Annotated in this window: 28 protein-coding genes; 12 read left to right on the top strand and 16 right to left on the bottom strand. The window is 68.9% G+C overall.

The features are described 5' to 3' along the window. Positions 1-5: 5 nt before the first annotated feature. Positions 6-239 (bottom strand): hypothetical protein, encoded by a 234-nt coding sequence (locus tag ACU6XJ_RS03715; protein WP_476306885.1) that lies wholly within the window; start codon positions 237-239, stop codon positions 6-8. A gap of 293 nt (positions 240-532) precedes the next feature. On the opposite strand from ACU6XJ_RS03715, the gene ACU6XJ_RS03710 reads away from it, so the two are divergent. Then, the gene (locus tag ACU6XJ_RS03710) at positions 533-1,594 is read left to right on the top strand and encodes an NAD(P)H-dependent flavin oxidoreductase (protein ID WP_476306884.1); all 1,062 of its coding nucleotides are present in this window, start codon (positions 533-535) and stop codon (positions 1,592-1,594) included. Positions 1,595-1,649: 55 nt separating this feature from the next. Here ACU6XJ_RS03710 and ACU6XJ_RS03705 read toward each other — a convergent pair whose 3' ends face one another. Continuing rightward, the gene (locus ACU6XJ_RS03705) at positions 1,650-3,098 is read right to left on the bottom strand and encodes an amino acid permease (RefSeq protein WP_476306882.1); all 1,449 of its coding nucleotides are present in this window, start codon (positions 3,096-3,098) and stop codon (positions 1,650-1,652) included. 79 nt (positions 3,099-3,177) lie between these two features. Here ACU6XJ_RS03705 and ACU6XJ_RS03700 point away from each other — a divergent pair, with 79 nt between their 5' ends. Beyond that, positions 3,178-3,819 (top strand): MOSC domain-containing protein, encoded by a 642-nt coding sequence (locus ACU6XJ_RS03700; protein WP_476306881.1) that lies wholly within the window; start codon positions 3,178-3,180, stop codon positions 3,817-3,819. On the opposite strand, the gene ACU6XJ_RS03695 is transcribed toward ACU6XJ_RS03700, so the two are convergent. After that, the gene (locus ACU6XJ_RS03695; RefSeq protein ID WP_476313791.1) at positions 3,806-4,774 is read right to left on the bottom strand and encodes a zinc-binding dehydrogenase; all 969 of its coding nucleotides are present in this window, start codon (positions 4,772-4,774) and stop codon (positions 3,806-3,808) included. The genes ACU6XJ_RS03700 and ACU6XJ_RS03695 overlap by 14 nt on opposite strands. A gap of 68 nt (positions 4,775-4,842) precedes the next feature. On the opposite strand from ACU6XJ_RS03695, the gene ACU6XJ_RS03690 reads away from it, so the two are divergent. From ACU6XJ_RS03690 to ACU6XJ_RS03680, 3 genes are read left to right on the top strand one after another with little or no spacing between them, the layout of a single operon-like run. Beyond that, positions 4,843-5,052 (top strand): hypothetical protein, encoded by a 210-nt coding sequence (locus tag ACU6XJ_RS03690; protein WP_476306880.1) that lies wholly within the window; start codon positions 4,843-4,845, stop codon positions 5,050-5,052. A gap of 9 nt (positions 5,053-5,061) precedes the next feature. Beyond that, a complete protein-coding gene (locus tag ACU6XJ_RS03685) occupies positions 5,062-5,517 on the top strand; it encodes a guanyl-specific ribonuclease (RefSeq protein ID WP_476306879.1) in 456 nt (151 codons plus the stop codon). Positions 5,518-5,521: 4 nt separating this feature from the next. Beyond that, complete coding sequence (locus ACU6XJ_RS03680; protein ID WP_476306877.1) at positions 5,522-5,821, top strand: barstar family protein; 300 nt, start codon at positions 5,522-5,524, stop codon at positions 5,819-5,821. A gap of 293 nt (positions 5,822-6,114) precedes the next feature. Here ACU6XJ_RS03680 and ACU6XJ_RS03675 read toward each other — a convergent pair whose 3' ends face one another. From ACU6XJ_RS03675 to ACU6XJ_RS03620, 12 genes are all read right to left on the bottom strand, one after another. Beyond that, positions 6,115-6,888 carry an enoyl-CoA hydratase-related protein gene (locus ACU6XJ_RS03675; protein ID WP_476306875.1) on the bottom strand — a complete coding sequence of 258 codons (774 nt, stop codon included), beginning with the start codon at positions 6,886-6,888 and terminating at the stop codon, positions 6,115-6,117. An 11-nt stretch (positions 6,889-6,899) separates the two neighbouring features. Then, entirely contained in the window at positions 6,900-7,517 is a 618-nt protein-coding gene (locus ACU6XJ_RS03670; RefSeq protein ID WP_476306874.1) for a cyclase, read from the bottom strand. A gap of 106 nt (positions 7,518-7,623) precedes the next feature. After that, positions 7,624-8,382 carry a sirohydrochlorin chelatase gene (locus ACU6XJ_RS03665; RefSeq protein WP_476306873.1) on the bottom strand — a complete coding sequence of 253 codons (759 nt, stop codon included), beginning with the start codon at positions 8,380-8,382 and terminating at the stop codon, positions 7,624-7,626. Next, complete coding sequence (locus ACU6XJ_RS03660) at positions 8,379-9,275, bottom strand: ABC transporter permease (protein ID WP_476306872.1); 897 nt, start codon at positions 9,273-9,275, stop codon at positions 8,379-8,381. Before ACU6XJ_RS03660 ends, ACU6XJ_RS03665 begins: the two co-directional genes overlap by 4 nt. Beyond that, the gene (locus ACU6XJ_RS03655; protein ID WP_476306871.1) at positions 9,262-10,044 is read right to left on the bottom strand and encodes an ABC transporter ATP-binding protein; all 783 of its coding nucleotides are present in this window, start codon (positions 10,042-10,044) and stop codon (positions 9,262-9,264) included. Before ACU6XJ_RS03655 ends, ACU6XJ_RS03660 begins: the two co-directional genes overlap by 14 nt. 10 nt (positions 10,045-10,054) lie before the next feature. Continuing rightward, the gene (locus tag ACU6XJ_RS03650) at positions 10,055-11,122 is read right to left on the bottom strand and encodes an ABC transporter substrate-binding protein (RefSeq protein WP_476306870.1); all 1,068 of its coding nucleotides are present in this window, start codon (positions 11,120-11,122) and stop codon (positions 10,055-10,057) included. A gap of 24 nt (positions 11,123-11,146) precedes the next feature. After that, positions 11,147-12,487, bottom strand: a complete 1,341-nt coding sequence (locus tag ACU6XJ_RS03645; protein ID WP_476306869.1) for a sulfate adenylyltransferase subunit 1 — start codon at positions 12,485-12,487, stop codon at positions 11,147-11,149. Further along, positions 12,487-13,404 (bottom strand): sulfate adenylyltransferase subunit CysD, encoded by a 918-nt coding sequence (gene cysD / locus ACU6XJ_RS03640; protein ID WP_476306868.1) that lies wholly within the window; start codon positions 13,402-13,404, stop codon positions 12,487-12,489. The genes ACU6XJ_RS03645 and cysD overlap by 1 nt, the downstream gene beginning before the upstream one ends. Before the next feature lie 34 nt (positions 13,405-13,438). Continuing rightward, positions 13,439-14,140, bottom strand: a complete 702-nt coding sequence (locus ACU6XJ_RS03635; protein ID WP_476306867.1) for a phosphoadenylyl-sulfate reductase — start codon at positions 14,138-14,140, stop codon at positions 13,439-13,441. After that, entirely contained in the window at positions 14,137-14,331 is a 195-nt protein-coding gene (locus ACU6XJ_RS03630; protein ID WP_476306866.1) for an Insertion element protein, read from the bottom strand. Before ACU6XJ_RS03630 ends, ACU6XJ_RS03635 begins: the two co-directional genes overlap by 4 nt. Then, positions 14,328-16,013 (bottom strand): nitrite/sulfite reductase, encoded by a 1,686-nt coding sequence (locus ACU6XJ_RS03625; RefSeq protein ID WP_476306864.1) that lies wholly within the window; start codon positions 16,011-16,013, stop codon positions 14,328-14,330. Before ACU6XJ_RS03625 ends, ACU6XJ_RS03630 begins: the two co-directional genes overlap by 4 nt. A gap of 126 nt (positions 16,014-16,139) precedes the next feature. Beyond that, on the bottom strand, positions 16,140-16,226 hold the full coding sequence (locus ACU6XJ_RS03620; RefSeq protein WP_476313789.1) for a putative leader peptide: 87 nt from the start codon (positions 16,224-16,226) through the stop codon (positions 16,140-16,142). 330 nt (positions 16,227-16,556) lie between these two features. Here ACU6XJ_RS03620 and ACU6XJ_RS03615 point away from each other — a divergent pair, with 330 nt between their 5' ends. From ACU6XJ_RS03615 to ACU6XJ_RS03590, 6 genes are all read left to right on the top strand, one after another. After that, positions 16,557-17,261, top strand: coding sequence for a S1 family peptidase (locus ACU6XJ_RS03615; protein WP_476306863.1), 705 nt, complete (start codon positions 16,557-16,559; stop codon positions 17,259-17,261). A gap of 208 nt (positions 17,262-17,469) precedes the next feature. Then, positions 17,470-18,186, top strand: a complete 717-nt coding sequence (locus ACU6XJ_RS03610; protein WP_476306862.1) for a S1 family peptidase — start codon at positions 17,470-17,472, stop codon at positions 18,184-18,186. Between the two features lie 237 nt (positions 18,187-18,423). Then, complete coding sequence (locus ACU6XJ_RS03605) at positions 18,424-19,116, top strand: S1 family peptidase (RefSeq protein ID WP_476306861.1); 693 nt, start codon at positions 18,424-18,426, stop codon at positions 19,114-19,116. Between the two features lie 117 nt (positions 19,117-19,233). Then, a complete protein-coding gene (locus ACU6XJ_RS03600; protein ID WP_476306859.1) occupies positions 19,234-20,478 on the top strand; it encodes an SGNH/GDSL hydrolase family protein in 1,245 nt (414 codons plus the stop codon). Between the two features lie 52 nt (positions 20,479-20,530). Then, on the top strand, positions 20,531-21,685 hold the full coding sequence (gene hemW, locus ACU6XJ_RS03595; RefSeq protein WP_476313787.1) for a radical SAM family heme chaperone HemW: 1,155 nt from the start codon (positions 20,531-20,533) through the stop codon (positions 21,683-21,685). A gap of 50 nt (positions 21,686-21,735) precedes the next feature. Continuing rightward, the gene (locus ACU6XJ_RS03590; protein WP_476306858.1) at positions 21,736-22,176 is read left to right on the top strand and encodes an SRPBCC family protein; all 441 of its coding nucleotides are present in this window, start codon (positions 21,736-21,738) and stop codon (positions 22,174-22,176) included. Here ACU6XJ_RS03590 and ACU6XJ_RS03585 read toward each other — a convergent pair. Beyond that, positions 22,173-22,481 carry a type II toxin-antitoxin system VapB family antitoxin gene (locus tag ACU6XJ_RS03585; protein ID WP_476306857.1) on the bottom strand — a complete coding sequence of 103 codons (309 nt, stop codon included), beginning with the start codon at positions 22,479-22,481 and terminating at the stop codon, positions 22,173-22,175. The genes ACU6XJ_RS03590 and ACU6XJ_RS03585 overlap by 4 nt on opposite strands. Positions 22,482-22,588: 107 nt before the next feature. Here ACU6XJ_RS03585 and hrcA point away from each other — a divergent pair, with 107 nt between their 5' ends. Next, positions 22,589-23,611 (top strand): heat-inducible transcriptional repressor HrcA, encoded by a 1,023-nt coding sequence (hrcA, locus tag ACU6XJ_RS03580; RefSeq protein ID WP_476306856.1) that lies wholly within the window; start codon positions 22,589-22,591, stop codon positions 23,609-23,611. The last annotated feature ends 28 nt before the right edge of the window (positions 23,612-23,639 follow it).

Genomic DNA, 23,639 nt, shown 5'->3' with positions numbered 1-23,639 from the left:
CGAAGTTAGCGCACGCGGTGGCGGCCCGCCGGGCGGATCTCCAGGCCGAACTGGCTGAGGACGACGGCGCGGCCGGGGTAGGTGCGTTCGGCGATCTCGACGTCACGTTCGTCGAACTCGCCTTGGAACAGCAGGACACCGTCGATGAGCTCCGTCTTCTCCGCGGAGGTCGGCCAACGGTGCGTCCATACCTCGGCCGTGAACGGCTCATCTGGCTCGGGGAGGTCGGGACCGGACAATGGTGCTCCTACTGCTCGTGCGTATCCGTTGAGCTTGACGACCCTGTCCCCGCCAGGGAAGAGGCCACCGGCCCAACCACCCGGTGGAACTACTTTTCCCGGCGTCGCAGACACACACAGTACCTGGCATGTCCTGGGGCTGTTGGACCGAACCGAGGCAGCGCCAATGACCTGAATGCCGGTCATAACAATATGGCGCAAATGAGAAGAACGAAAAGATCGATCGCAAGGCTTTCGTGGCGAAACTTGCATTGGGTGCCCATCGGCATCCCGCGAGGGTAGGGTCGGGAATCATGATCAGCGAGCTGCGGATTCCGATCGTGGCAGCACCCATGGCAGGCGGGGTTTCCACACCTCAACTGGTTGCCGCGGTAAGCGAAACCGGTGCCTTCGGCTTCCTTCCCGGCGGATATGTGTCGGTGGAAGCGCTTGCCGAGGGGATTCGCGAGACCCGATCGCTGACCGACCGGCCATTCGGTGTGAACCTGTTCGTGCCGGGTGAGCAGACCTCTGTGGACGTTTCCGACTACCGCGATCTGCTCAAGCCGCTGGCCCGGGTCTACGGCGTGCGGCTGGGCTATCCGCGCTGGGAGGACGACGGCTACCCGGCGAAGCTGGAGCTGGTGCTCGCCGAGCGGGTGCCGGTGGTGTCCTTCGTTTTCGGCTGTCCCGATCGCGACACCGTGCGGCGGCTGCAGGACAACGGCACCGAGGTGGTCATCACCGTCACCACCCCCGAGGAGGCCAGGCAGGCCGCGGCCACCGGCGCCGACCTGCTCTGCGTCCAAGGGCTGGAGGCGGGCGGACACCGAGGGGTGTTCGAGGACGACGAGGAGTCCGAGGGCGGCGGCCCGCTCTACGGGCTGCTGGCCGCGCTGCGGCTGGTCTCCACCGCGGTGGACACCCCGCTGATCGCCGCGGGCGGACTCGCGCACGGCGCGGACATCGCCGCCGTGCTCACCGCCGGCGCGGTCGCCGCGCAGCTGGGCACCGCCTTCCTGGCGAGCACTGAGGCGGGCACCAGTCCCATCCACCGGGCCGCGCTGGCCGAGGACCGCGGCACCGCGCTCACCAGGGCCTTCACTGGAAAACCGGCGCGCGGCCTGGTCAACGACCTGCTCAGCGACTACTCGGAGCTCGCCCCCGCGGCATACCCGCAGGTGCACCACCTGACCAAACCGGTCCGCGTCGCCGCCGCCGAGGAGGGCGACCCGGAAGCCGTCCACCTGTGGGCGGGCCAGACCTACCCGCTGACGCGAGCGCTGCCCGCCGCGGACATCGTGCGACGCCTCGACGAGCAGCTGCGCTCGGCCGTCGGCAGGGCCGCCAAGCGCTTCGGCCCCGCGGAGACCTGACCACGCGGTTCGGCGACCAGGGCTTGCGCGGAGGCAGCCCTGGTCGCCGAACGCGTCAGTTCCGGTTGAGCGCGGAGCGGCGGTAGCTGTAGGCGAAGTAGATCACCAGACCGAGCGCGAACCACGCCGCGAAGCGGAGCCAGGTGGTGGGCGTCAGGAAGGTGATCAGCCAGATCGAGAACACGATGCCGATGATCGGCACCACCGGCATGCCGGGGCAGCGGAACGTGCGGGGCAGCTCGGGGCGGCGGTAGCGGAACACGATCACCGCGGCGCAGACCACCACGAACGCCAGCAGGATGCCGATATTGGTGAGCTCGGCCGCCTCGTTGATCGGCAGGAAACCCGCGATCACCGCGGAGGCGGCACCGGCGATCCAGGTGACGCGGTGCGGTACCTGGCGCTTGGGGTGCACACCCGCGAACCACCGGGGCAGCAGGCCGTCCCGGCTCATCGCGAACCACACCCTGGTGACGCCCAGCATGAAGGTGAACATCACGGTCAGGATGCCGATCACCGCACCGGCCGCGATCACGGTGGCCAGGCTGGACAGCCCCACCGAGGCGAAGGCGGAGGAGAACCCGCTGCGCGGGTCGATCTGCGTGTAGTGCTGCATGCCGGTGAGCACCAGGCAGGCCAGCACATACAGCACCATCGATACGGCGAGCGAGTAGATGATCGCCTTGGGCATGTGCCGCTGGGCGTCCTTGGACTCCTCGGCGGCGGTGCTCATCGCGTCATAGCCGAACACTGCGAAGAACACCGTGGCGGCGCCGGTGAAGGCGCCGGTGATGCCGAACTCGGGCGGGAAGAACGGCTGGAAGTTGCTGCCCTTGATGTAGAAGAAGCCGACCACGATCACGACCAGCACCACGGCGACCTTGAGCACCACCACGATGGTCTCGAAACGCGCCGCATTGCGGATGCCGAGGTTGAGCATGTAGGCGATGAACAGGCACAGCAACGCGGCGAACAGGTCGACCTTGTAGCTGCCCGACGGCACGCCCGCCGGTTCGGTGCCCGGCGCCCCGAGCATCCACAGTGGAAGGTCGATGCCGAGTTGGCCCAGCAGGAAGCCGAAATAGCCGGAGATGCCGATGCCGACCACCGCCACGATCGCGGTGTACTCCAACAGCAGGTCCCACCCGATGAACCAGCCCACGATCTCGCCGAGCGCCGCGTAGCCGTAGGTGTAGGCCGAGCCCGCCTTGGGGATCAGCCCGGCGAACTCGGCGTAGGAGAACGCCGCCGCCGCGCTGGCCACACCCGCGATCAGGAACGAGACCAGCACCGCGGGCCCCGCGGTCTTGTTCGCCACGGCACCGGCCAGGGAGAAGATCCCGGCGCCGATGATGCCGCCGATACCGATCGCCGTGAGCTGCCACAGCCCCAGGGTCTTGCTGAGCCGGTCGTCGCTGCTCGCCGGATCGATCTCGCCGATCGGTTTGCGCCGGAAGATGCCCGTCCCGCCGGACAGGCTCGGATTGCCTTCAGAGATGGCCACGCTGCCCTCCTGTAGTTCCCCGGTTGCGGCCAGAACGTTAACCGACAAATCAGTTGACGGGCCTCGCTAGCGTCATGCCATGGGACGCGTCGAATCGGTGAATGTCGCGAGGCTGATCACGGCCGACTGGGTGGGCAAGCAGGGCAGCACCGGGATCGACAAGCGGCCGGTGCCCGGCCCCGTCGAGGTCGGTCCGCTGGGTCTTGCCGGTGACCGCATCAAGGACACCAAGCACCACGGCGGTGACCTGCGCGCCGTCTACGCCTACAGCGTCGAGGACCTGGCGGAGTGGTCCGAGGAGTTGGGCAGGCCGCTGGAGCCCGGCAAATTCGGCGAGAACCTGACGATCTCCGGTCTGGACGCGGGCGACACCGTGGTGGGCGAGCGCTGGCGGATCGGCGATGTGGTGCTGCGGGCCACGATGCCGCGCAGCCCGTGCCGGGTGTTCGCCGACTGGCTGGGGGAGAAGCAGTGGGTCAGGCGCTTCACGCTGGCCAACCGCACCGGTGTGATGTTCGCCGTGGAGCAACCGGGCACCCTGCGTGCCGGTGACGGGATCGAGGTGCTCAGCCGCCCCGCGCACGGCGTGCTGCTGACCGAGGTGTTCTCCTACGCGTGGGGCGGCAGGCGTGAACTCGCGCCCCGCATGGCGGAAGCGCTGGACGACCTGCCGCCCATGATCGCGGAGTATGTCGAACGGGACGTCTCTAAGACCGGGTGAAGACGATCTTGCCCGCGGTCTCGCCCGCGAGCATGTGCTCGAAGCCTTCGCGGGCCCTCTCCAGCGGCAACTCGGCGCCGATCTGCGGACGCACGTCGTTGAGCTCGCAGAAGCGCAGCAGGTCGGCCAGTTCCTCCCGGGTGCCCATCGTGGAGCCCACGACCCGAAGCTGGAGGAAGAACAGCCGCTGGAGTTCGGCCGCGGTCGCATCGCCGCTGGTGGCACCGGAGATCACCACGATGCCGCCGGGCTTGAGCGACTTCATCGAATGCGACCAGGTGGCCTTGCCGACGGTCTCGAACACGCCGTCCACCCGATCCGGCAGGCGGGCGCCGGACTCGAAGGTCTGGTGCGCGCCAAGCTGTTCGGCCAGCGCGCGCTTCTCCTCGGTGCGGCCGGTGACCCAGACCCGCAGGCCCGCGGCTCGGCCCAGCTGGATCAAGGCGGTGGACACGCCACCGGAGGCGCCCTGCACGAGCATGGTCTGGCCGGGGCGCAGGCCGGACTTGACGAAGATCATGCGGTAGGCGGTCAGCCAGGCGGTGCCCATGCAGGCGGCCTCGCTGAACGACAGGCCCGCGGGCTTGGGCAGCGCGTTGCGGGCGGGCACCACCACCGTGTCGGCGAAGCTGCCCTGGTGCTTCTCGGTCAGCAGGGTGCGCTTGGGGTCGAGGGTCTCCTCGCCGCTCCAGGACGGGTCGGAGATGACGGAGTGCAGCACCACCTCGGTGCCGTCGGGCAGCACGCCCGCCCCGTCGCAGCCCAGGGTCATCGGGAACTGCTCCGGCTTGATGCCGACCCCGCGCAGCGTCCAGATGTCGTGCATGTTCAGGCTTGCCGCCCGAACGGTGACGGGCACCCAGCCCTCGGGTGCCTGCGGCTCGGGTCGCTCGCCGACCACGAGACTGGCCAGCGGATCGTCACGGTTGGGCTCAGCGGCGTACACGGCGAACATGGTCGACGACGTTACCGGGTAGTACGGCGCCCGGCCCGTGATGCCGGTCACCAGGCTAGGCTCGCGGTGTGTTCGAGTGGTTGGGCAACTGGTGGGACTCGGTGGAGCTGTGGCTTGTCCAGCTCTGGTACCCGCTGCAGATCGCGCTCGTGCTGCTGATCGTGCTGCCGCTGTGCTGGCTGGCCGCGTGGGGCATCGACCGGGTCGTGGACCTGGTCTCGGCGCGCTTCGGCAGGCGGGACGAGCCTCCGGTGCGGTCCGACGAGCTCGTTTCCTAGGCTGGCACCGTGACCTCCCGCAGGCGCATCACCCTCGCGCTGCTCGGCCTGATCGCCCTGGTGCTCATCGGCTGGGTCGTGCAGAACGTGGCCACCGAGCCCTCTCCCGCGCCGAGCAGCGGGCAGACAACCCAGACCCGAGTGCACCTGCCACCGCCGTCGGAGCGGCCGACCGTGAGCGGTCTGCGGGTCACACCGCTGTCGCAGCTTCCGCCGGAGGCGGCCAAGACCTGGCAGCTCATCCAGAGCAACGGCCCGTTCCCGTATGAGCGGGACGGGGTGGTGTTCCAGAACCGGGAACAGCTGCTGCCCCGCAAGCAGGGCGGCTACTACCGCGAGTACACCGTGCCGACGCCCGGCGAGAACGACCGCGGGGCGCGCAGGCTGGTCACCGGGCAGAGCAGCGAGCTGTACTACACCGGGGATCACTACAAGTCCTTCGTCGCAGTCGACCCGAAGCGGTGAGGACATGACCGAACACCGGCTGGACGGCCGTGAGATCCGCGGCAAGCAGCAGTTCTTCACCGAGATCGCCAAGGCCCTGGACTTCCCGGACTACTTCGGCCACAACCTGGACGCCCTCTACGACCTGCTCACGGACCTGCACTGGCTGCCCGAGGGCGAGCACGTCCTCCGCTGGTCGTCGCCGGACACGCTGCGCACCCATGACCCAGTTGGCTATGACGCCATCCGGTCCGTACTAGCCGACGCGGCGAACTTCGGCGCACACGAAGGCCGCAGCCTTTCCGTCGTTCTCACCGATTCCTGAGACGGCGTCTCCCCGCTCCTGCAAACACGAGGGCCGCAACGTTTCCCTCATCCTCACCGAGGCCTAGCCCCCACCTGACGGAAGACACCCCCCGCCCGCCCGGGGGGACGACCCCTGGTCCACCCTATCGGCCTCGCGGCTGAGGGCAAGATCGAAAAGCCGGGTTGGGGATAACCGGTGGCCCTGTGGATAACACGCCGAGAAAGCGGACTGTGTGCGTCACCTCTTCGCGTGAAGCCACAGCGAGAACCCCGGTGAATCCAGCGGGGCCCGCTGGATTCACCGGCACACGATCAGTCCTGGGGCACCCAGGAGGCGGGGCGCTTTTCGATGAAGGAGCGGATGCCCTCTTGGCCCTCTTCGCCGGCGAAGTGGCGGGCGGAGAGTTCCAGCATGTCGGCGAACTGCTCGCCGAGGCCCTCCGCGCGGGGACGTCGGAGCATGGCCTTGGTGGCCGCCAAGGCGTTCGGGGCCCCCAGGGCGAGCATGGATGCGAAGCGGTCCACCTCGGCGTCCAGCGCGTCCGTGGGCACAGCCGAGTTGAGCAGGCCTACCCGAACGGCCCGCGCCGCGTCGAAGTTCTCGCCGGTCAGGAACAGCTCGTGTGCCGCCCGCGGCAGCAGCCGGGGCAGCACGGTCACCGAGATCACCGCGGGCACCACGCCGATGCGGACCTCGGTGAAGGCGAAGGTCGCCGTGTCCACCGCGACCGCGATGTCGGCGGCGGCCACCAAGCCGACACCGCCGGCGCGGGCCGGGCCCGCGAGCTTGGCGACCACCGGCTTGGGGCTGGTCCAGATCTGCTCCAGGATCTGCGGGAACTCGTTGACGCCCTGGTTCTGCGCGCCCGCGCCGCGCGACTCCTTGAGGTCCATCCCGGCGCAGAACACCGGTCCGGTGTGGTCCAGCACGATCACCCGCACCGCGTCGTCCTCGACGGCCGCGGTCAGGTGACCGCGAAGCTCGCTGCGAAGCTGCGCGGACAACGCGTTGCGGTTGGCGGGGGAGTCCAGCGTGACGGTGGCGATCCCCCGCCGCACGGCCATGTGCACCAGCTCATCGGTCATGCCGCCGGAGGTTAGCCGATGGTCGTCGTGGTGAGCGCCGGGTTGGGGTCGGGATAACAGCCGGTCGGAGCGCTGACCGGTCCGACGAGGGTGTCCACCACGACCGTGAAGGTCAGGCCGGGATCGTCGTAGCTGGTGCCGCCCATCTTCGTCACGATGGTGCCGGACTGGCCCGCCTTGAGCTGGAAGGTGATCGTCGGAAGCTCGAAGTCGGCGCCGCCCTTGATCGGGCCCGCCAGCGTCACGTTCGCGACATTGTCCTTGACCTCCAGCTTGGGCTCGCTGCCCAGCCCGTTGCCGCCGGTGAGCTTGGAGGAGACGTGACCGGAGTTCGCCGGGATCGGGATCTCCAGCGTGAGGTCCTTCAGCTCGCGGATCTTGCGGCCGCCCGCCTCGGCGGGGACCTTGCCGGGCTCGGGGTCGAGCACGACGGTCAGCTCGCCGCCGGGAGCGACCGACGCGGGTGCGGTCGCGGTCAGCTTCTGCTCCAGCGGGGTGAGCACATCCCCGGTCGGCGCCTTCGAACGGCACTTGTAGTTCAGCGTGTGCGGATCTGCCGACGCGGGCAGCGCGAGCGCACACAGCAGGGCCATCGCGGCCCCACCACACCACAGTGGACGGATACCCATGATCTCCTCGCAGGGTTTGAGTTGATCAGCGTTCCCCAGGCGAGGTCAGTGTTACCCGTCGGTAGCAAGCCAAACAAGGTTTCAGTTTTAAGGGTGAATATGCACGTCAGAGGGCTACCAGCTGGGGAAGTGGGCACAGCGCGGCGAGATAGCGGTCGACGATCAGCTCCGCGACGCGGACATCGGCGCCCATCGGCTCGGCGATCACAGCGTCGGGCGCCGCCGCCAGCGCGTCCCTGATCACGCCGTCCGGCAGCAGACCGGGGGCGAGGAACCAGGCGGCCACCGCGAGGCGGGCGGCGCCCCTGCGGCGCAACGCGTTCACCGCGGCGCCGACCCGGGGCGGGGCGGCCGCCGCGAATGCGGCGGTGGTGTGCCAGCCGTAGCGCCGCGCCCACTCCGCCGCCACCGCGGCAACCGCGGCGTTGGCGGGCGCGTGGGAGGAGCCCGCACCGGCCAGCACCACGCCCAGGGAGGTGTCGCCGGGTACCGCTCCCGCGTCGAAGAGTCGCCCCAGCGCGGCCGCGGAGAGCCGCTCGTCGGGGCCGAGCACCTCGGCGGTCCTGACCCGCAGCCGCGGGCAGGCGGTCCGTGCCTCGGACACCAGGCCTGGCACGTCCACCTTGGCGTGGTAGGCGCTGCCCAACAGCAGCGGCACCACCACGGCCTCGTCGTGGCCGTCGCCGTCCACCGCGGCCAGCACGTCCACCAGCCTCGGCGCGGACAGGTCGAGGAACGCCACCCGCACGTCGAGTTCGGGGCGCAGCAGGCGCACCACGTCGGCCAGCGCGCTGACGGTGGCCGCGGACCGCGGGTCGCGGCTGCCGTGGGCAACCGCGACCAGCGGGGGAACAGTGCTTCTCACAGCGCGGCTGCCAGTCCGCGGGCGCGCAACACCCGCCGCTCCAGCGGCCGGAACAGCAGCAGTTCGATGCCGATGCCGATGGCCAGGATCAGCAGCATCGCGGTCAGGATCTGCTGCATATCGCCGAGGATCCGACCGTCGTCCAGCAGTTGGCCGATGCCCGTCCCGAGGTCGGGGGAGCGGACGATCAGCTCGGCGGCCATGAGGGACCGCCATGAGAACGCCCAGCCCTGCTTGAGACCGGCGAGGAAGCCCGGCAGCGAGGCGGGCAGCAACACATGTCGCACCTGCTGGAGCCGGGTCGCGCCCAGTGCGTGACCGACCCTGGACAGCAGCGGCGGGATCTGGTCCAGTCCGGCGACCAGGCCGTTGGCGATGGACGGGACGGCGCCCAGCAGGATCACCAGGTAGATCGAGCCGTCGTTGAGCCCTACCCATACGACGGCGGCGGGCACCCAGGCCACCGAGGGCATGGCCTGGAGACCGTTGAGCAGCGGCCCGATCGCCGAGCGGATCAGGGGCGTCCTGGCGACGAGCATTCCGAGCGGGACCGCGATCACCACGGCGGCGGCGAAGCCGAGCACCGCCCGGTGCATGGAGGTCCACAGCACCTCGCCGATGACGCCTTCCGCGAGCAGCTTCGTCGTGTGGTTCCACACCTGTCCCGGCGAGGGCAGGACGTATTCCTCCCACAGCGCCAGCGACCAGAGCAACTGCCAGACACCGAGGCCCGCACCGATCGCGACCAGTGGCGGCAGCAGCGCCGTGAGCAGCCACTGCGAGGTGCGCCTGGCCCGCACGGTCGGGGTGTCCAGTGCGTCCAGCCCGGCCTCGACCGAGGCGAGGTCGCTGGGCCGGGAGGCCAGCGTGTCGGCGGCGTCAGGCGGCGGCATGGCTGCTGATCACCTCCCGCAGGCGGGCGGTGATCTCGGTGGTGACCGCTTCGGTCCGCTCGGTGATCCGCCATTCGCGGACGACCCGGCCGGGCCGTGAGGACAGCAGCACCACCCGCTGGCCAAGCCGGACCGCCTCGCGGACGTCGTGGGTCACGAAGATGACCGCGGTGCCGGTCTGCTCCCAGATGCGCAGCAGTTCCGCCTGCAACACATCACGCGTGATCGCGTCCAGCGCGGCGAACGGCTCGTCCATCAGCAACAGCGGGCTACCCGCCTCATCGCTGGTGGTGGTGGCCAGCGCGCGGGCCAGCGCGACACGCTGCCGCATGCCGCCGGAAAGCTCGTGCGGCCGCTTGGCCGCCGCATCGCGCAGCCGGACCAGCTCCAGCAGGGCCGCGGCCTGATCACGCCGCTCCGCCCGGCCGACACCGCGCAGCCTAAGGGGCAGTTCGACGTTGTGCGCCGCGGTCAGCCAGGGCAGCAGCGCGGGCTCCTGGAACACGACCGCGGGTCGGCCGCCGGACACCGCGACATTACCGGTGGTGGGCTTGTCGAAGCCCGCCACCAGGTTCAACAGTGTGGTCTTGCCGCAGCCGGAGGCACCCAGCAGGCAGACGAACTCGCCGGGGGCCACCTCGAGGTCCACATCGGACAGCGCGGACACCGCGGCGCTGCCGCGGCCGAAGGTCTTGTCGACGCCGCTCAGGCGAACGATCGGGGTGCTGCTGTCGGCCGAGCGCCGAGTTCGGTCCAGTGTCGCCGTCATGTCAGCCCCCTCAGTTCCCGGCCGAGCCGGCTTCGGGCAGGCCGTTCTCCCGCAGCACCTGGTTCAGCAGCGTGAGGTCGGCGAGCCGGGACAGGTCGGGCACTTCGGTGGCGACGCCCGCTTTCCTGGCGTCCTCGGCCAGCCGAGGGAACAGCGCCGCCAGTGGGTCGTTGGTGATCTCGATGCCCGTGAAGGCGCGCTCCAGCACCGCCGGGGCCAACGGCTTGCCCGCCAGCCTGCCGAGCGCGGCGTTGACGGACTGCTTGGCCTGCTCCGGGTTGCCCTTGCTCCACTGCACGGCGAAGACGTGGCCCTTGAGCAGCGCCTTGACCGTGGCGGGGTGCTTGTCGAGGAACTCCTTGCGCACGATCAGGACCGTGGTGGGGAACCGCCCGCCGTCCCACAGCTGCTTTTCGTCCACCAGAACCTTGCCGCCCGCCTCGATGGCGAGTCGGGACGCCCAGGGCTCCGGCACCCAGGCACCGTGCACCTCGCCCTTGCGGAACGCGTCGAGGATCAACGCGTTCTCCAGCGTCTGCACCTTGACATCCGAGCCGCCGGTGGAGTCGGTCTTCAGGCCCTGGTCGAGCAGCCACTTGCGTAGCGCCACGTCCTGGGTGTTGGCCTTCTGCGGCGAGGCGAGCGACTTGCCGCGTAGGTCCGCCGGGGTGTTGATCTCCGGCTTGACCACGAGTTGGGCGCCGCCCGAGGTCGCGCCCGCCACCAGCCGGACCGCCTCGCCCTTGGACCTGGCGAAGGTGTTGATGGCCGGGTTGGGCCCGATGTAGACGGCGTCGATCGAACCGCCGAGCAGCGCCTCGGTGGCCGCGGGCCCCGCGTTGAACGTCTGTGTGGTGAGCTTGGTTTCGTCCAGCTCGCGTTTGATGAAATCCTGCTCTGCGGCGAGCAGCGCCGCTGCGTGTGTGATATTCGGGAAAAAGCCCAGCCGCAGTTCCTTCGCCGGGCCTTCCGCTTGCACATCCGTCTTCGGCGCTTCCTGCCTCGTGCAGGAGGAAACAGCCACAACCAAGGGAACCGTTATCGCGAGCGCGAGAAAGCGCCGTAAGACGGGATGCATATCAAGCCTCCGAGTCGTGCTGCCTTATGGGCCGGGAGAAAATACGTCGGGGGTATTCCCGGATCCGCTGGAAGTATTTTCCGAGGTACGGTCGGCGTCGGGCACCGGCAGCGGGTCACCTACCAGGCCCGCGGCCAGCGTGCTGCCGTCGGCCGGGTCGATGACCAGGAACGCGCCGGTACGGCGGTTGACCGAGTAGTCATCCACGGGCAGCGGCTCCGCCACCCGCAGTGAAACCTGACCAATACCATTCAGCCCTAAGGTATCCGGATTGTCCACGGTCGACAGGGTTTGCTCATCGAATTGCGACCGCAGCGTGACAATGATTGCCTGAGTTGTCTTGGTGCCGTGTTTCACCAATACCCGGGCGCCTGGACGCAAATCTTTCTCGGCCAGCCAGCACAGCGTTGCATCGAATTCTTCCACTATACGAGGAGTGGAATCCGCGGCCACAATGAAGTCGCCGCGTGAAATGTCCAAATCGTCGGCGAGCAATAGCGTGACCGACTGGCCCGCGGTGGCCTCGGCGAGCTCGCCGTCCGGGGTGTCGACCTTGACCACCCGGCTGCGCAGCCCGATCGGCAGCACGGTCACCTCGTCGCCCGGCCGCACGACGCCCGAGGAGACCTGGCCCGCGTAGCCGCGGTAGTCCAGGAACTCGGCGGTGCGCGGCCTGATCACGTACTGCACCGGGAACCGGAACGGCACGTCGTGCGGGTCGGGTGCGACCGGCACGTTCTCCAGGTGCTCCAGCAACGTCGGCCCGGAGTACCAGGGGGTGCGCTCGGAGACGTCGACCACGTTGTCCCCGACCAGCGCCGACACCGGGATGGTGACCACGGAGTCCGCGGGGTAGCCCAGCGCGGCGGCGTGTGCCAGGAACTCCTTGGTGATCGCGGTGTAGGTCGCCTCGTCGTAGTCGACTAGGTCGATCTTGTTCACCGCCAGCACCAGCCGCGGCACACCCAGCAGCGCCAGCACCGCGGCGTGACGGCGGGTCTGCTCGATGACGCCCTTGCGCGCGTCCACCAGCAGCACCGCGAGCTGCGCGGTGGACGCCCCGGTCACGGTGTTGCGGGTGTACTGCACGTGCCCTGGGGTGTCGGCGAGCACGAAGTTGCGCTTTGGCGTGGCGAAGTAGCGGTAGGCCACGTCGATGGTGATGCCCTGCTCGCGTTCCGAGCGCAACCCGTCCACCAGCAGTGACAGGTCCGGTGTGGACAGTCCCTTGTCGACGCTGGCGCGGTGCACCGCGTCGAGCTGGTCGGCCAGCACCGACTTGGTGTCATACAGCAGCCTGCCGACCAGCGTGGACTTCCCGTCGTCCACGCTGCCCGCCGTGGCCAGCCTGAGCAGGTCGGTCATCAGAAGTAGCCCTCCCGCTTGCGGTCTTCCATGGCGGCCTCGCTCAGCCGGTCGTCGGCGCGCGTCGCGCCGCGCTCGGTCAGCCGGGAGGCCATCACCTCGGCGATCACGTCCTCCACCGTGGCGGCGGTGGACTCCACCGCGCCGGTGCAGGAGCCGTCACCGACGGTGCGGTAGCGGATGGTCTTGACCTGCACGTCCTCGCCATCGCGGGGACCGCCCCACGGGCCCGACGTCAGCCACATGCCGTCCCGCAGGTACACCTCGCGCTGGTGGCTGTAGTAGATGGAGGGCAGCAGGATCTGCTCGCGCTGGATGTAGCGCCACACGTCCAACTCGGTCCAGTTGGACAGCGGGAACACCCGCACGTGCTCGCCAGGCTTGTGCCTGCCGTTGTAGAGGTTCCACAGCTCGGGGCGCTGGCGGCGCGGCTCCCACTGGCCGAAGGCGTTGCGCAGGCTGAAGATGCGCTCCTTGGCCCTGGCGCGCTCCTCGTCGCGCCGTCCGCCGCCGAAGACCGCGTCATAGCGCTGCTCGGTGATGCTGTCCAACAGCGGCACGGTCTGCAGCGGGTTGCGCGTGCCGTCGGGCCGCTCGGTCAGCCGACCGTCGTCGATCCAGTCCTGGACGTGCGCCACCACGAGCCGCAGGTCGTGCTGGGCGACAACGTCGTCCCGGAACTTGATCACCTCGTCGAAGTTGTGCCCGGTGTCGACGTGCAGCAGCGGGAACGGCACCGGCGCGGGCCAGAAGGCCTTCAGCGCCAGGTGCAGCAGCACGGTGGAGTCCTTGCCGCCGGAGAACAGGATCACCGGGCGGTCGAACTCGCCCGCGACCTCGCGAAAGATGTGGATCGCCTCGGACTCCAAGGCGTCCAGGTTGTCCGTACGCTGCGCAACCTCGGTGGTGACAGTCATCTGCCCCTCAGCTCTGGTGGCGGGTAAGCAGTCCCTACCCATGGAGACCACACTCGGTCTTCGCCCGTCCTGCCCAGCGCCCGCTGCGCGGGTCCGCGCCGGGGGCCGGTTTCGCGGTGCATGGCTGACAGCCGATGGACGGGTAACCTGCGTCGACCAGAGGGTTGACCAGTACGCCGTGCTCGGCGATGTAGGCGTCGAACTCCTCGTCGGTCCACGCGGCCAGCGGGTTCACCTTGACCAGCCCGTTACGTTCGTCCCAGGTCACGAGAGGGGTGTTCGCCCTGGTGGGGGCCTCGACTCTGCGAACTCCCGTTACCCAACCGTCATATTCGGCCAGCGTTTTCCGCAGCGGTACCACCTTTCGTAGATGGCAGCAGCGGTCCGGCTCGCGTTCGAAGAGGTTCTTCCCCTCGGTGGCATCCTGCTCGGCCACGGTCTGTGCGGGAATCGCGTTGACGATCTCCACTTCGTAGACGGCCTCGACGGCATCGCGGGTGCCGATGGTCTCGGCGAAGTGGTAGCCGGTTTCCAGGAACAGCACCTTCACGCCCGGTCGGACCCTGCTCGCCAGGTGCACCAGCACCGCGTCCTGCATGTTGGACGCGACGATCACCCGGTCCCCGAAGGTGTCGAAGACCCAGCGCAACACCTCCTCGGCGGAGGCGTCGGCGAGGTCCTTCTGCGCCTGCAGAGCGAGGGCGCGGTGCTGTTCTTTGGTGGCGGTGAGAGTCATTCGGGAACCTCCGTGTCGCGCAGGGCGAGGCCGGTCATGTGGACCGTGAAGACCCGTCGGCAGCTACCGCACAGCCACGCCGAACGCGGCTCCTCGTGCGGGCGCAGGTCTTCGTCGCCGCAGTACGGGCAGTAGAACGGGACCGCCCGCTGACCTGTTCCCTGGTCTGAAAATCCGGTAGCCGCGCTCACTGGAGATCGCCCTCGTCGGCCCGCGCCACCCACTGCGCGAACCGCTCGCCCTCGGTGCGCTGGGCGACGAAGCCGCGGACCAGGCGCTCCACGTAGTCGGGAAGCTCCTCGGCGGTCACCTTGTGGCCGCGCAGCTTCCGGCCGAATCCCGCGTCCAGCCCGAGCCCGCCGCCGAGGTGCACCTGGAAGCCCTCGACCTGGTTGCCGTCGTTGTCCACCACGATCTGGCCCTTGAGGCCGATATCGGCGACCTGGATGCGGGCGCAGGAGTTCGGGCAGCCGTTGATGTTGATGGTGATCGGCTGCTCAAGCTGGGCGTTGAGGTCCGCCAGCCGCGTCTCCAGATCGGGTACCAGCGACTTGGCTCGGCCCTTGGTCTCCACGATCGCGAGCTTGCAGAACTCGATGCCGGTGCAGGCCATCGTGCCGCGCCGCCAGATGGACGGCCGGACCGACAGCCCCAGCGCGGCAAGCTCGCTCTCCAGGCTTTCGACCTCGGCCTCGGGCACGTCCAGCACGACGATCTTCTGCAGCGGCGTGAGCCGCACCCGCTTGGAGCCCACCCGCTCGGCGGCCTTGGACACCGCGACCAGGGTCGAGCCGGACACCCGGCCCGCCACCGGGGCGGCGCCGACGTAGTAGTTGCCGTCCTTCTGCCGGTGCACGCCGATGTGGTCGTGCTGGTGCCGCGGGACCTCGGGCGCCGGGCCGTCGATCAGCTTGCGCTTGAGGTACTCCGTCTCCAGGACATCCCTGAACTTCTCCGCGCCCCAGTCGTTGACCAGGAACTTGATCCTGGCGCGCATCCGCAGCCGCCGGTAGCCGTAGTCGCGGAACACGCTGACCACGCCCGCCCAGACCTCGGGCACCTCCTCCAGCGGAACCCAGGCGCCCAGCCGCTTGGCCAGCATCGGGTTGGTGGACAGGCCGCCGCCGACCCACAGGTCGAAGCCGGGGCCGTGCTCGGGGTGGTTCACCCCGACGAAGGCGATGTCGTGGATCTCGTGCGCCACGTCCTGGAGGCCGGAGATCGCGGTCTTGAACTTGCGCGGCAGATTGGAGAACTGCGGGTCGCCGATGTAGCGGCGGACGATCTCGTTCATCGCGGGCGTGCCGTCGATGATCTCCTCGTCGGAGATGCCCGCCAACGGCGAGTTCAACACCACGCGCGGACAGTCGCCGCAGGCCTCGGTGGTGCTCAGGCCGACAGCCTCCAGCTGACGCCACACCTCGGGCATGCTCTTGATGTCGATCCAGTGGTACTGGATGTTCTGCCGGTCGGTGATGTCGGCGGTGTCGCGCGCGTGAAGCTGGGACAGCTCCCCGATCACCCGAAGCTGCTCGGTGCTCAGCGCGCCGCCGTCGGAGCGGACCCGCAGCATGAAGTAGCTGTCGTCGAGCTCCTCGGGCTCCAGCGTCGCGGTGCGCCCGCCGTCGATCCCGGGGCGGCGCTGGGTGTAGAGGCCGTACCAGCGGAAACGGCCGCGCAGGTCGGCGGGGTCGATCGAGTCGAAGCCCTGGTGGGCATAGATCGTCTCGATGCGTTCCCGGACGTTGAGGGGGTTGTCGTCCTTCTTCGAGCGCTCGTTCGGGTTGAGCGGTTCGCGGTAGCCGAGCGCCCACTGCCCCTCGCCACGGCGCCGCTTGGGCTTGCGTGCCGCTGCGTTGGTGGGGGTGACCATCGGATGTTCCTCCGGGTTCGCGGGGGCGCTGCGCGCACCGTCGAAGCCCCGGAAGTGGTGGTCGGGGGAAGCCTCCAGCGGCGCACCCTGCGCCGGCTGGACAAGATCAAGAAAATGCCGGCGGGGCTAGGCCATCCGTCGGCACATAGCGCTGGAAACCCGTCGGAAATCAACGTGGCGGCGGGCCACGAGACGGAGTTTCAGCGCAGACATATCCCAAAGATGCCATGTTGGGACAACTTAGGTCTAGCGCTCAGGGCGCCCTGGGACCAGCGTCACCTGATCAACAAGGCATTCGTGTCCTCGTCGTGACCTGAGAGCGGCTGAAAGCGCTCCGCATACCGTGAACAGACAGTGGGAAGGTGATATGGGACCGCGAAGTCGCTCGCGCTGCTCCGAACAGAGCAGCCAGGTTTTAAATCAAGAAGCGAACTAAAATGTCAAGTGTTGTTCCTGAAACTCGCCCAGATGTACACAGAGGCGCAAAGACAACCCTGCATGCGGCCGTGATCCGGTCGCAGGTCTTTGAAACGAGGAACAACAGTGCGACTTTCACGAGTTGTGACGGCGGCCGCGGTGACCCTGCTGGCCGCACTGGGAACGGCCGTCCCGGCCGGTGCCGACCCCGCGCCCAACGGTGACGCGGGCGGCTACATCATCGACGGTGGCCAGGCGCCTCCGAAGCCCTACGCGGCACGGCTGATGCAGAACGGGCGCGGTGTCTGCACCTCGACCATCATCGCGCCGACCTGGATCCTCACCGCCAAGCACTGCATCGGCGCCAACATGAGCTTCCGGATCGGCAGCAACAACTCGGGCAGCGGCGGCACCGTGGCCAACGCGGTGTCCAACACCCAGCACTCCGGTTCGGACCTGGCGCTGGTCAAGCTGGACCGCGAGGTCCAGGGCAGCTACGCGCCGCTGGCCACCGCCAACCCGCCGACCAACGCGACGGTCAACGTCTACGGCTGGGGCGCGACCTGCACCGGCAACGAGGCGGGCTGCCAGTCCCCGACGCTGAAGTACGCCACCACGACGTTCACCGGCCTGACCCGGGACTACTACGGCGGCACCGCGCTGAACCTGCGGCGCGGCAACGGCATCACCGCGGGCGGCGACTCCGGTGGCCCCGCCGAGTACAACAACGTCCAGGTGGGCGTGGCCTCCACCAGTGACCGCCGCACGGTCACCCAGTACACCGCGGTCGCCAACTACCGCGACTGGATCCGCCAGGTGGCAGGCGTCTGACGCTGCGCGATTGAACGCTCGCGGACCGCTTTCGCCTTTCTGCATCGGCGAAAGCGGTCCGCGGCATGCGTTTTTCCTCTTATGGGCCTGAATCATGATTTCGGCATAGTCTGTTCAACTGTGGAAACTTAATGTAAGAATCCCCGTGCAAAGACAACCCTGTTGCGGCCACCCCTGCGCCGCGCGTCTTTGAAACGAGGGAACGATCGTGCGTTTGACACGAATCATCACGACCGGGGCGATCGCCCTGCTGGCCGTGCTGGGCGCCGTCCCCGCCGCCACCGCGGCGCCGGAGTCCGGCAACGACGATATGAACGCCTACATCATCGGCGGCAGCCAGGCGGGCACCAAGGCCTACGCCGCGCGCCTGTTCAGCGGCGGGCGGCACACCTGCACGTCCACCCTGATCGCCCCGCAGTGGATCCTGACCGCCAAGCACTGCGTCGGCGGCGGCAACCTGAGCTTCAGCATCGGCAGCGCCAGCTCGACCGGCGGCACGCCCGCCAACGGCGTCTCGGTCACCAACCACTCGACCGCCGACCTGTCCCTGGTCAAGCTGGACCGGTCCGTGAACACCGGCTTCGCCCGGCTGGCCACGGCCAACCCGGCCGTCGGCTCGACCGTGCAGATCTACGGCTGGGGCGCGACCTGCTACCGGCCCAACGGCGGCGAGGCCCAGTGCCAGTCGCCGACGCTGAAGACGGCCAACGTCCGGTTCAGCGGCTTCACCCGGGACGCCTACGGTGGCCGCGCGCTGAACCTCCAGCGCATCAACGGCATCGCGGCCGGTGGTGACTCCGGCGGCCCCGCCGAGTTCAACGGCACCCAGGTCGGCGTCGCCTCCACCAGCGACCGGCAGAACAACACCCAGTACACGGTGATCGCCGACTACCGCTCCTGGATCCGCCAGGTGGCGGGCGTCTGAGTCAGCGCGGCCGGCATGGGCCGCTCCCGCCTTTCGGGAGCGGGAGCGGCCCGCGGGTGTCGACAGTTAGAACGTGACAGCGGGTTTCCGCGTTGTCTGGCGGAAATACGGTGAAATCCTCTCGACAACAGAAAAGTCAAGGATTGTCGCCCTCGAAGCGCCGACGGTAGACAGGCGCTGCAAAGACAACCCTGCTGCCGCGCACCACGCGCGGCAATGTCTTTGAAACGAGGGAAAATGCGTATTTCGAAAATGATCGCGTCGGCGGCTGTCGCCGTCCTGGGTGTGCTGGCGATGGCGCCCGCGGCCACCGCGAACGACAACCCGGAGGGCTACATCATCGGCGGCCAGCAGGCCGCGGCGAAGTCCTACGCGGCCAGGCTGTTCCTGAACGGACAGCACAACTGCACCTCCACGTTGATCGCGCCGACCTGGATCCTCACCGCCAGGCACTGCGTCGGCGGGAACCTGAGCTTCAGCATCGGCAGCACAAGCTCCACCGGCGGCACCAAGGCCAACGGGACCTCGGTCACCAAGCACTCGGTGGCCGACCTGGCGCTGGTGAAGTTGGACCGCTCGGTGAACCTGGCACCCGCGAAGCTGGCGAGCGCCAACCCGTCGGTGAACTCGACGATCGACATCTACGGCTGGGGCGCCACCTCCCAGTGCAAGCCCGAGGCAAGCTGCCAGTCCCCGACGCTGAAGACGGCCACCACCACCTTCACCGGACTGACCAGGGACTACTACGGCGGCACCGCGCTGGGCCTGCGCCGCGGCAACGGCATCACCGCGGGCGGTGACTCCGGTGGTCCCGCCGAGCACAACGGTGTCCAGGTCGGCGTGTGCTCCACCAGCGACCGCTCCTCCAACGCCGCCTACACCAGCGTGGCGACCTACCGGGACTGGATCCGCCAGGTCTCCGGCGTCTGATTGCTCCGCATGGGCCGCCCGCTCACCCGAGCGGGCGGCTTCCTGGCGTGGGAATGCGTGAAATCTTTGTGACGTTGAGTCTGATCGTCATCGGCGCACTCAGACTGGGGGTCCTTCATGCGCGCCAGACCTGTCACGTTGTTCCTGCTGTTGACGGCGATGTTCGCCGGCCTGATCACCGCACCGGCCGCCGGGGCGAGTCCGAAGTGGACCGCGTCCTGGGCGGCCTCGCCGCACGGCCCGACCGATACCTTCGCCCGCAACTGGTCCGTCCAGGGCTTCGCCGACCAGACCCTGCGCCAAGTGGTGAGATCGACCGCCGCGGGCCCGCTGGTCAGAGTACGTCTGTCCAATGTGTACGGAACGAAGCCACTGCGGATCACCGCGGCCTCGGTGGCCAGGGCGGGGGAGAAGGGCGCGATCCAGCCGGGTTCCCGCCGCGACCTCACCTTCGGCCACTCGACCAGCACGGTGATCCAGCCGGGCACCCAGCTCAGCAGCGACCCGGTCGTGCTGCCGGTGCGCGCCCTGCAGAGCTTGACCATCGACCTGTACTTCGACGCCCCGACCGGGCCGGTGGATGTGCACTGGGACGCCCGCGCCACCAGCTACCTGGCCAAGGGCGATCACCGCGGCGACGCCGACGCCACGGCGTTCACCGATCGCACCGAGTCCTGGTACGCGTTGGCCGGAGTCGACGTCGCGGGCGGTGTCCAGCGCGGCGGCGTGGCGACCCTCGGCGACTCGATCACCGACGGCAACGCCTCCACCGTGGACGCGAACAACCGCTACCCCGACGACCTGGCCGAGCGGCTGCGCGAGCTGGGCAAGGGCCGCCCGGTGATCAACGCGGGCATCGGCGGGAACCGCCTGATCAGCGATTCCACCTGCTTCGGAGAGCGCGCCGCGGCCCGGTATGAGCGGGACGTGCTGGACCAGCCCGGCGTGCACACCGTGATCGTGCTGGAGGGCATCAACGACATCGGCTTCAGCGAGGTCAGCGGCGAACCGTGCTTCTCGCCCAACCCGCAGGTCACCTTCGACCAGCTCATCGCGGCACACCGGGACCTCATCGCGCGTGCCCACGCCCGCGGCCTGAAGATCATCGGGGCCACCCTGACGCCGTACAAGGGCTTCGACTTCTACTACACCGAGCGCGGCAACGAGCTTCGCAAGCGGGTCAACCAGTGGCTGCGCACCAGCGGCGAGTACGACGGGGTCATCGACTTCGACCGCGCCGTCGCCGACCCCGCGGACCCGGACCGGATCCGCAAGGACCTCCAAGCCGACTGGATCCACCCCAACGACGCCGGCTACCAGGCGATGGCCCGGGCGGTGGACCCGGACCTGCTGAGACACTGAGCGGGTGCCATCGACACTGCCACCAGGTGACCCCGTACCCGAGGACGGCTCGCTGCCGCCCGGCGTGCGGGCCCGGAACCCGTTCGGCGTGTACGTGCACGTCCCGTTCTGCGCGACCCGCTGCGGGTACTGCGACTTCAACACCTACACCCCCGGCGAGCTTGGCAGCCAGGCCTCGCCGGGGTCGTGGCTTGACGGCCTTCGTCGCGAGCTTGACCTGGCGGCGAAGGTGCTTGGCGACCCGCCGCCCGCGGACACCGTGTTCGTGGGCGGCGGGACGCCGTCGCTGCTCGGCGCCGACGGCCTGGCCGCGGTGCTCGCCGCTGTCCGCGACAGCGTCGGCCTGGCACCGGGGGCGGAGGTCACCACCGAGGCCAACCCGGAGTCCACCGACCCCGCCTTCTTCGCCGGCATCCGGGACGCCGGCTACACCCGGGTATCGCTGGGCATGCAGTCGGCCGCACCGCATGTGCTGGCCATCCTCGACCGGCGCCACACACCGGGGCGCCCCGCGGCGGCCGCCACAGAGGCGCGAGCCGCGGGCTTCGACCACCTGAACCTGGACCTGATCTACGGGACGCCGGGGGAGACCGCCGAGGACCTGGCCCGGTCCCTCGACGTGGTGCTGGCCGCAGGCGTCGACCACGTGTCGGCGTACTCGCTGATCGTCGAGGACGGCACCGCGTTCGCGCGGAAGATCGCCCGCGGCGAGCTTCCGATGCCCGACGACGACCTCCTCGCCGAACGGTACGAGCAGATCGACGACGCCCTGCACGGGTTCTCCTGGTACGAGGTGTCGAACTGGGCGCGCGACGCCGACGGGGCCTGCAGGCACAACCTCGGCTACTGGCAGGGCGGGGACTGGTGGGGCGCCGGACCCGGCGCGCACAGTCACGTCGGCGGGGTCCGCTGGTGGAACGTCAAACACCCCGCCACATACGCGGCGCTGCTCGCCGAGGGGCTGTCCCCCGGGGCGGGGCGGGAAATCCTGTCCGACTCCGACCGGCGCACCGAGCGGGTCATGCTGGAGCTTCGGCTTGCCTCCGGGCTGCCAGCCGAGGTCCTCGCCGCCGCCGGTCTCGCCGAAGCCCGGTCGGCCGCCGCCGAGGGCCTTCTCGACGCCGCCGCGCTGGCCGCGGGCCGCTGTGTGCTCACCCGCCGCGGGCGGCTGTTGGCGGACGGGCTTGTTCACCGCCTTTTGTCGTGAGCGTGTGATAATCCACGCCCCGTTGCCAGGCCGTATCGAGAAGGACCACGATGCCGACTTTCCAGTACCAAATAAACAAAACCACCAAAGCCGCTCCGGAAACGGTGTTCAGGCTGCTTTCGGACGTGACGACCTGGCCGACCTGGGCAAGCCCGCAAATCAGGAAAGCGGAGTGGGCGAGGCAGGGAACTCCCGCGCCGGGCGGAAAGGGAGCCATCCGGAAAGTGGGTGGCTGGCCGGTGGCGCTGCTGGAGGAAATCACCGAGTCCGTTGAGCCCGAGCGCCACGAGTACCGGATGGTTTCGAAGACCCCGATGAAGGACTACCACGCGACCGTCCTGCTGAGCAGGCGGACCGACGGCGGCACGAACCTGCACTGGCAAGGCAGCTTCACCGCGAACGGACTGGTCGGAAAGGCGATGAGGATCTTCGTGCACCGCCTGGTCGACTGGCTTTCCGGCCGCCTGCTCAAGGGCGCGGAGAAGGTCTAGTCGGGAAGCAGGGCGTCCAGTTCGAACACCCGCACATGCAGCACGGAGCGCTGCTGAAGCGCGGCTCGGACCGCGCGGTGCAGCCCGTCCTCCAGGAAAAGCTCGCCCTCCCACTGCACGACATGCGGAAAGAGGTCCCCGAAGAACGTGGAGTCCGTCGACAGCAGACGGTCGAGCTGGAGAACCTTCGTGGTCGTGACGAGCTCGTCAAGGCGCACCTGACGGGGCGGGATTCTGGCCCAGTCACGGGTGGACAGGCCGTGATCCGGGTATGGCCGCCCGTCCCGAACGTCAGAGAAGATCACGCACTACCTCCGCCAAGCAGCGTAGCCGGGGCCACACGGGCCGAGGAGGCTGCGTCGAAACCGTAGAATCGACGCCAAGGCGAGAGAACTGCGGAGGTGAGCCGGTAGTGAACGCGGAGGACCGCCGCTTCGAGGTGCTGCGTGCCATTGTGGCCGACTTCGTGTCCACCAATGAGCCCGTCGGGTCCAAGGCGCTGGTCGAACGACACGGCATCGGTGTGTCCAGTGCCACAATTCGCAACGATATGGCGGCCCTGGAGGAAGAGGGGCTCATCGCCCAGCCGCACACCAGCGCGGGTCGGGTACCCACCGACAAGGGCTACCGCCTCTTCGTCGACCGGCTGTCCCAGGTCAAGCCGCTGTCCACGGCCGAGCGGCGCGGCATCGAGCACTTCCTGTCCGGGGCCATGGACCTCGACGACGTGCTCCGGCGCAGCGTGCGGCTGCTCGCCCAGCTGACCCGGCAGGTCGCGGTCGTGCAGTACCCCACGCTGACCAGGGCCACCGTGCGCCACCTCGAAGTGGTGCCCATCACCCCCGCCCGGCTCATGCTCGTGCTCATCACCGACACCGGCCGGGTCGACCAGCGGATGGTCGACCTCGGCGACGTCATGGTCGAGGACGACGTGGCGCGGCTGCGGGGCGTGCTGAACAGCGCGATGGTCGGCAAACGGCTGTCCGAGGCCTCCGTGCGCGTCTCCGAACTGCCCGGTCAGGCGCCCAACGAGCTTCGCGACGCGATGACCAGGGTCGCCACGGTGCTCATCGAGACGCTGGTGGACCACCCCGAGGAACGGCTGCTGCTGGGCGGCACCGCGAACCTCACCCGCAACGTCGCCGACTTCCCGCACTCCCTCCGGCAGATCCTGGAGGCGCTGGAAGAACAGGTCGTCGTCCTCAAGCTGCTCGCCGCCGTCACCGACACCGGCAAGGTACGGGTCAGCATCGGTGAGGAGAATGAGGATGGGCCGATGCGCACCACGTCGGTGGTGTCGGTGGGCTACGGCGCACACGGCACCATGCTGGGGGGAATGGGCGTGGTCGGACCGACGAGAATGGACTACCCGGGCACCATCGCCGCGGTGCGCGCGGTGGCCGCGTACGTCGGGGAGATTCTTGCCAACGCCTGACGTTCTCAGGCAGAAGAGCTGAAACACT

This window comes from Actinorectispora metalli (assembly GCF_056323685.1).
The sequence above is the reverse complement of the archived record's forward strand: the minus strand, read 5'-3'. Positions and strand labels throughout refer to the sequence as shown.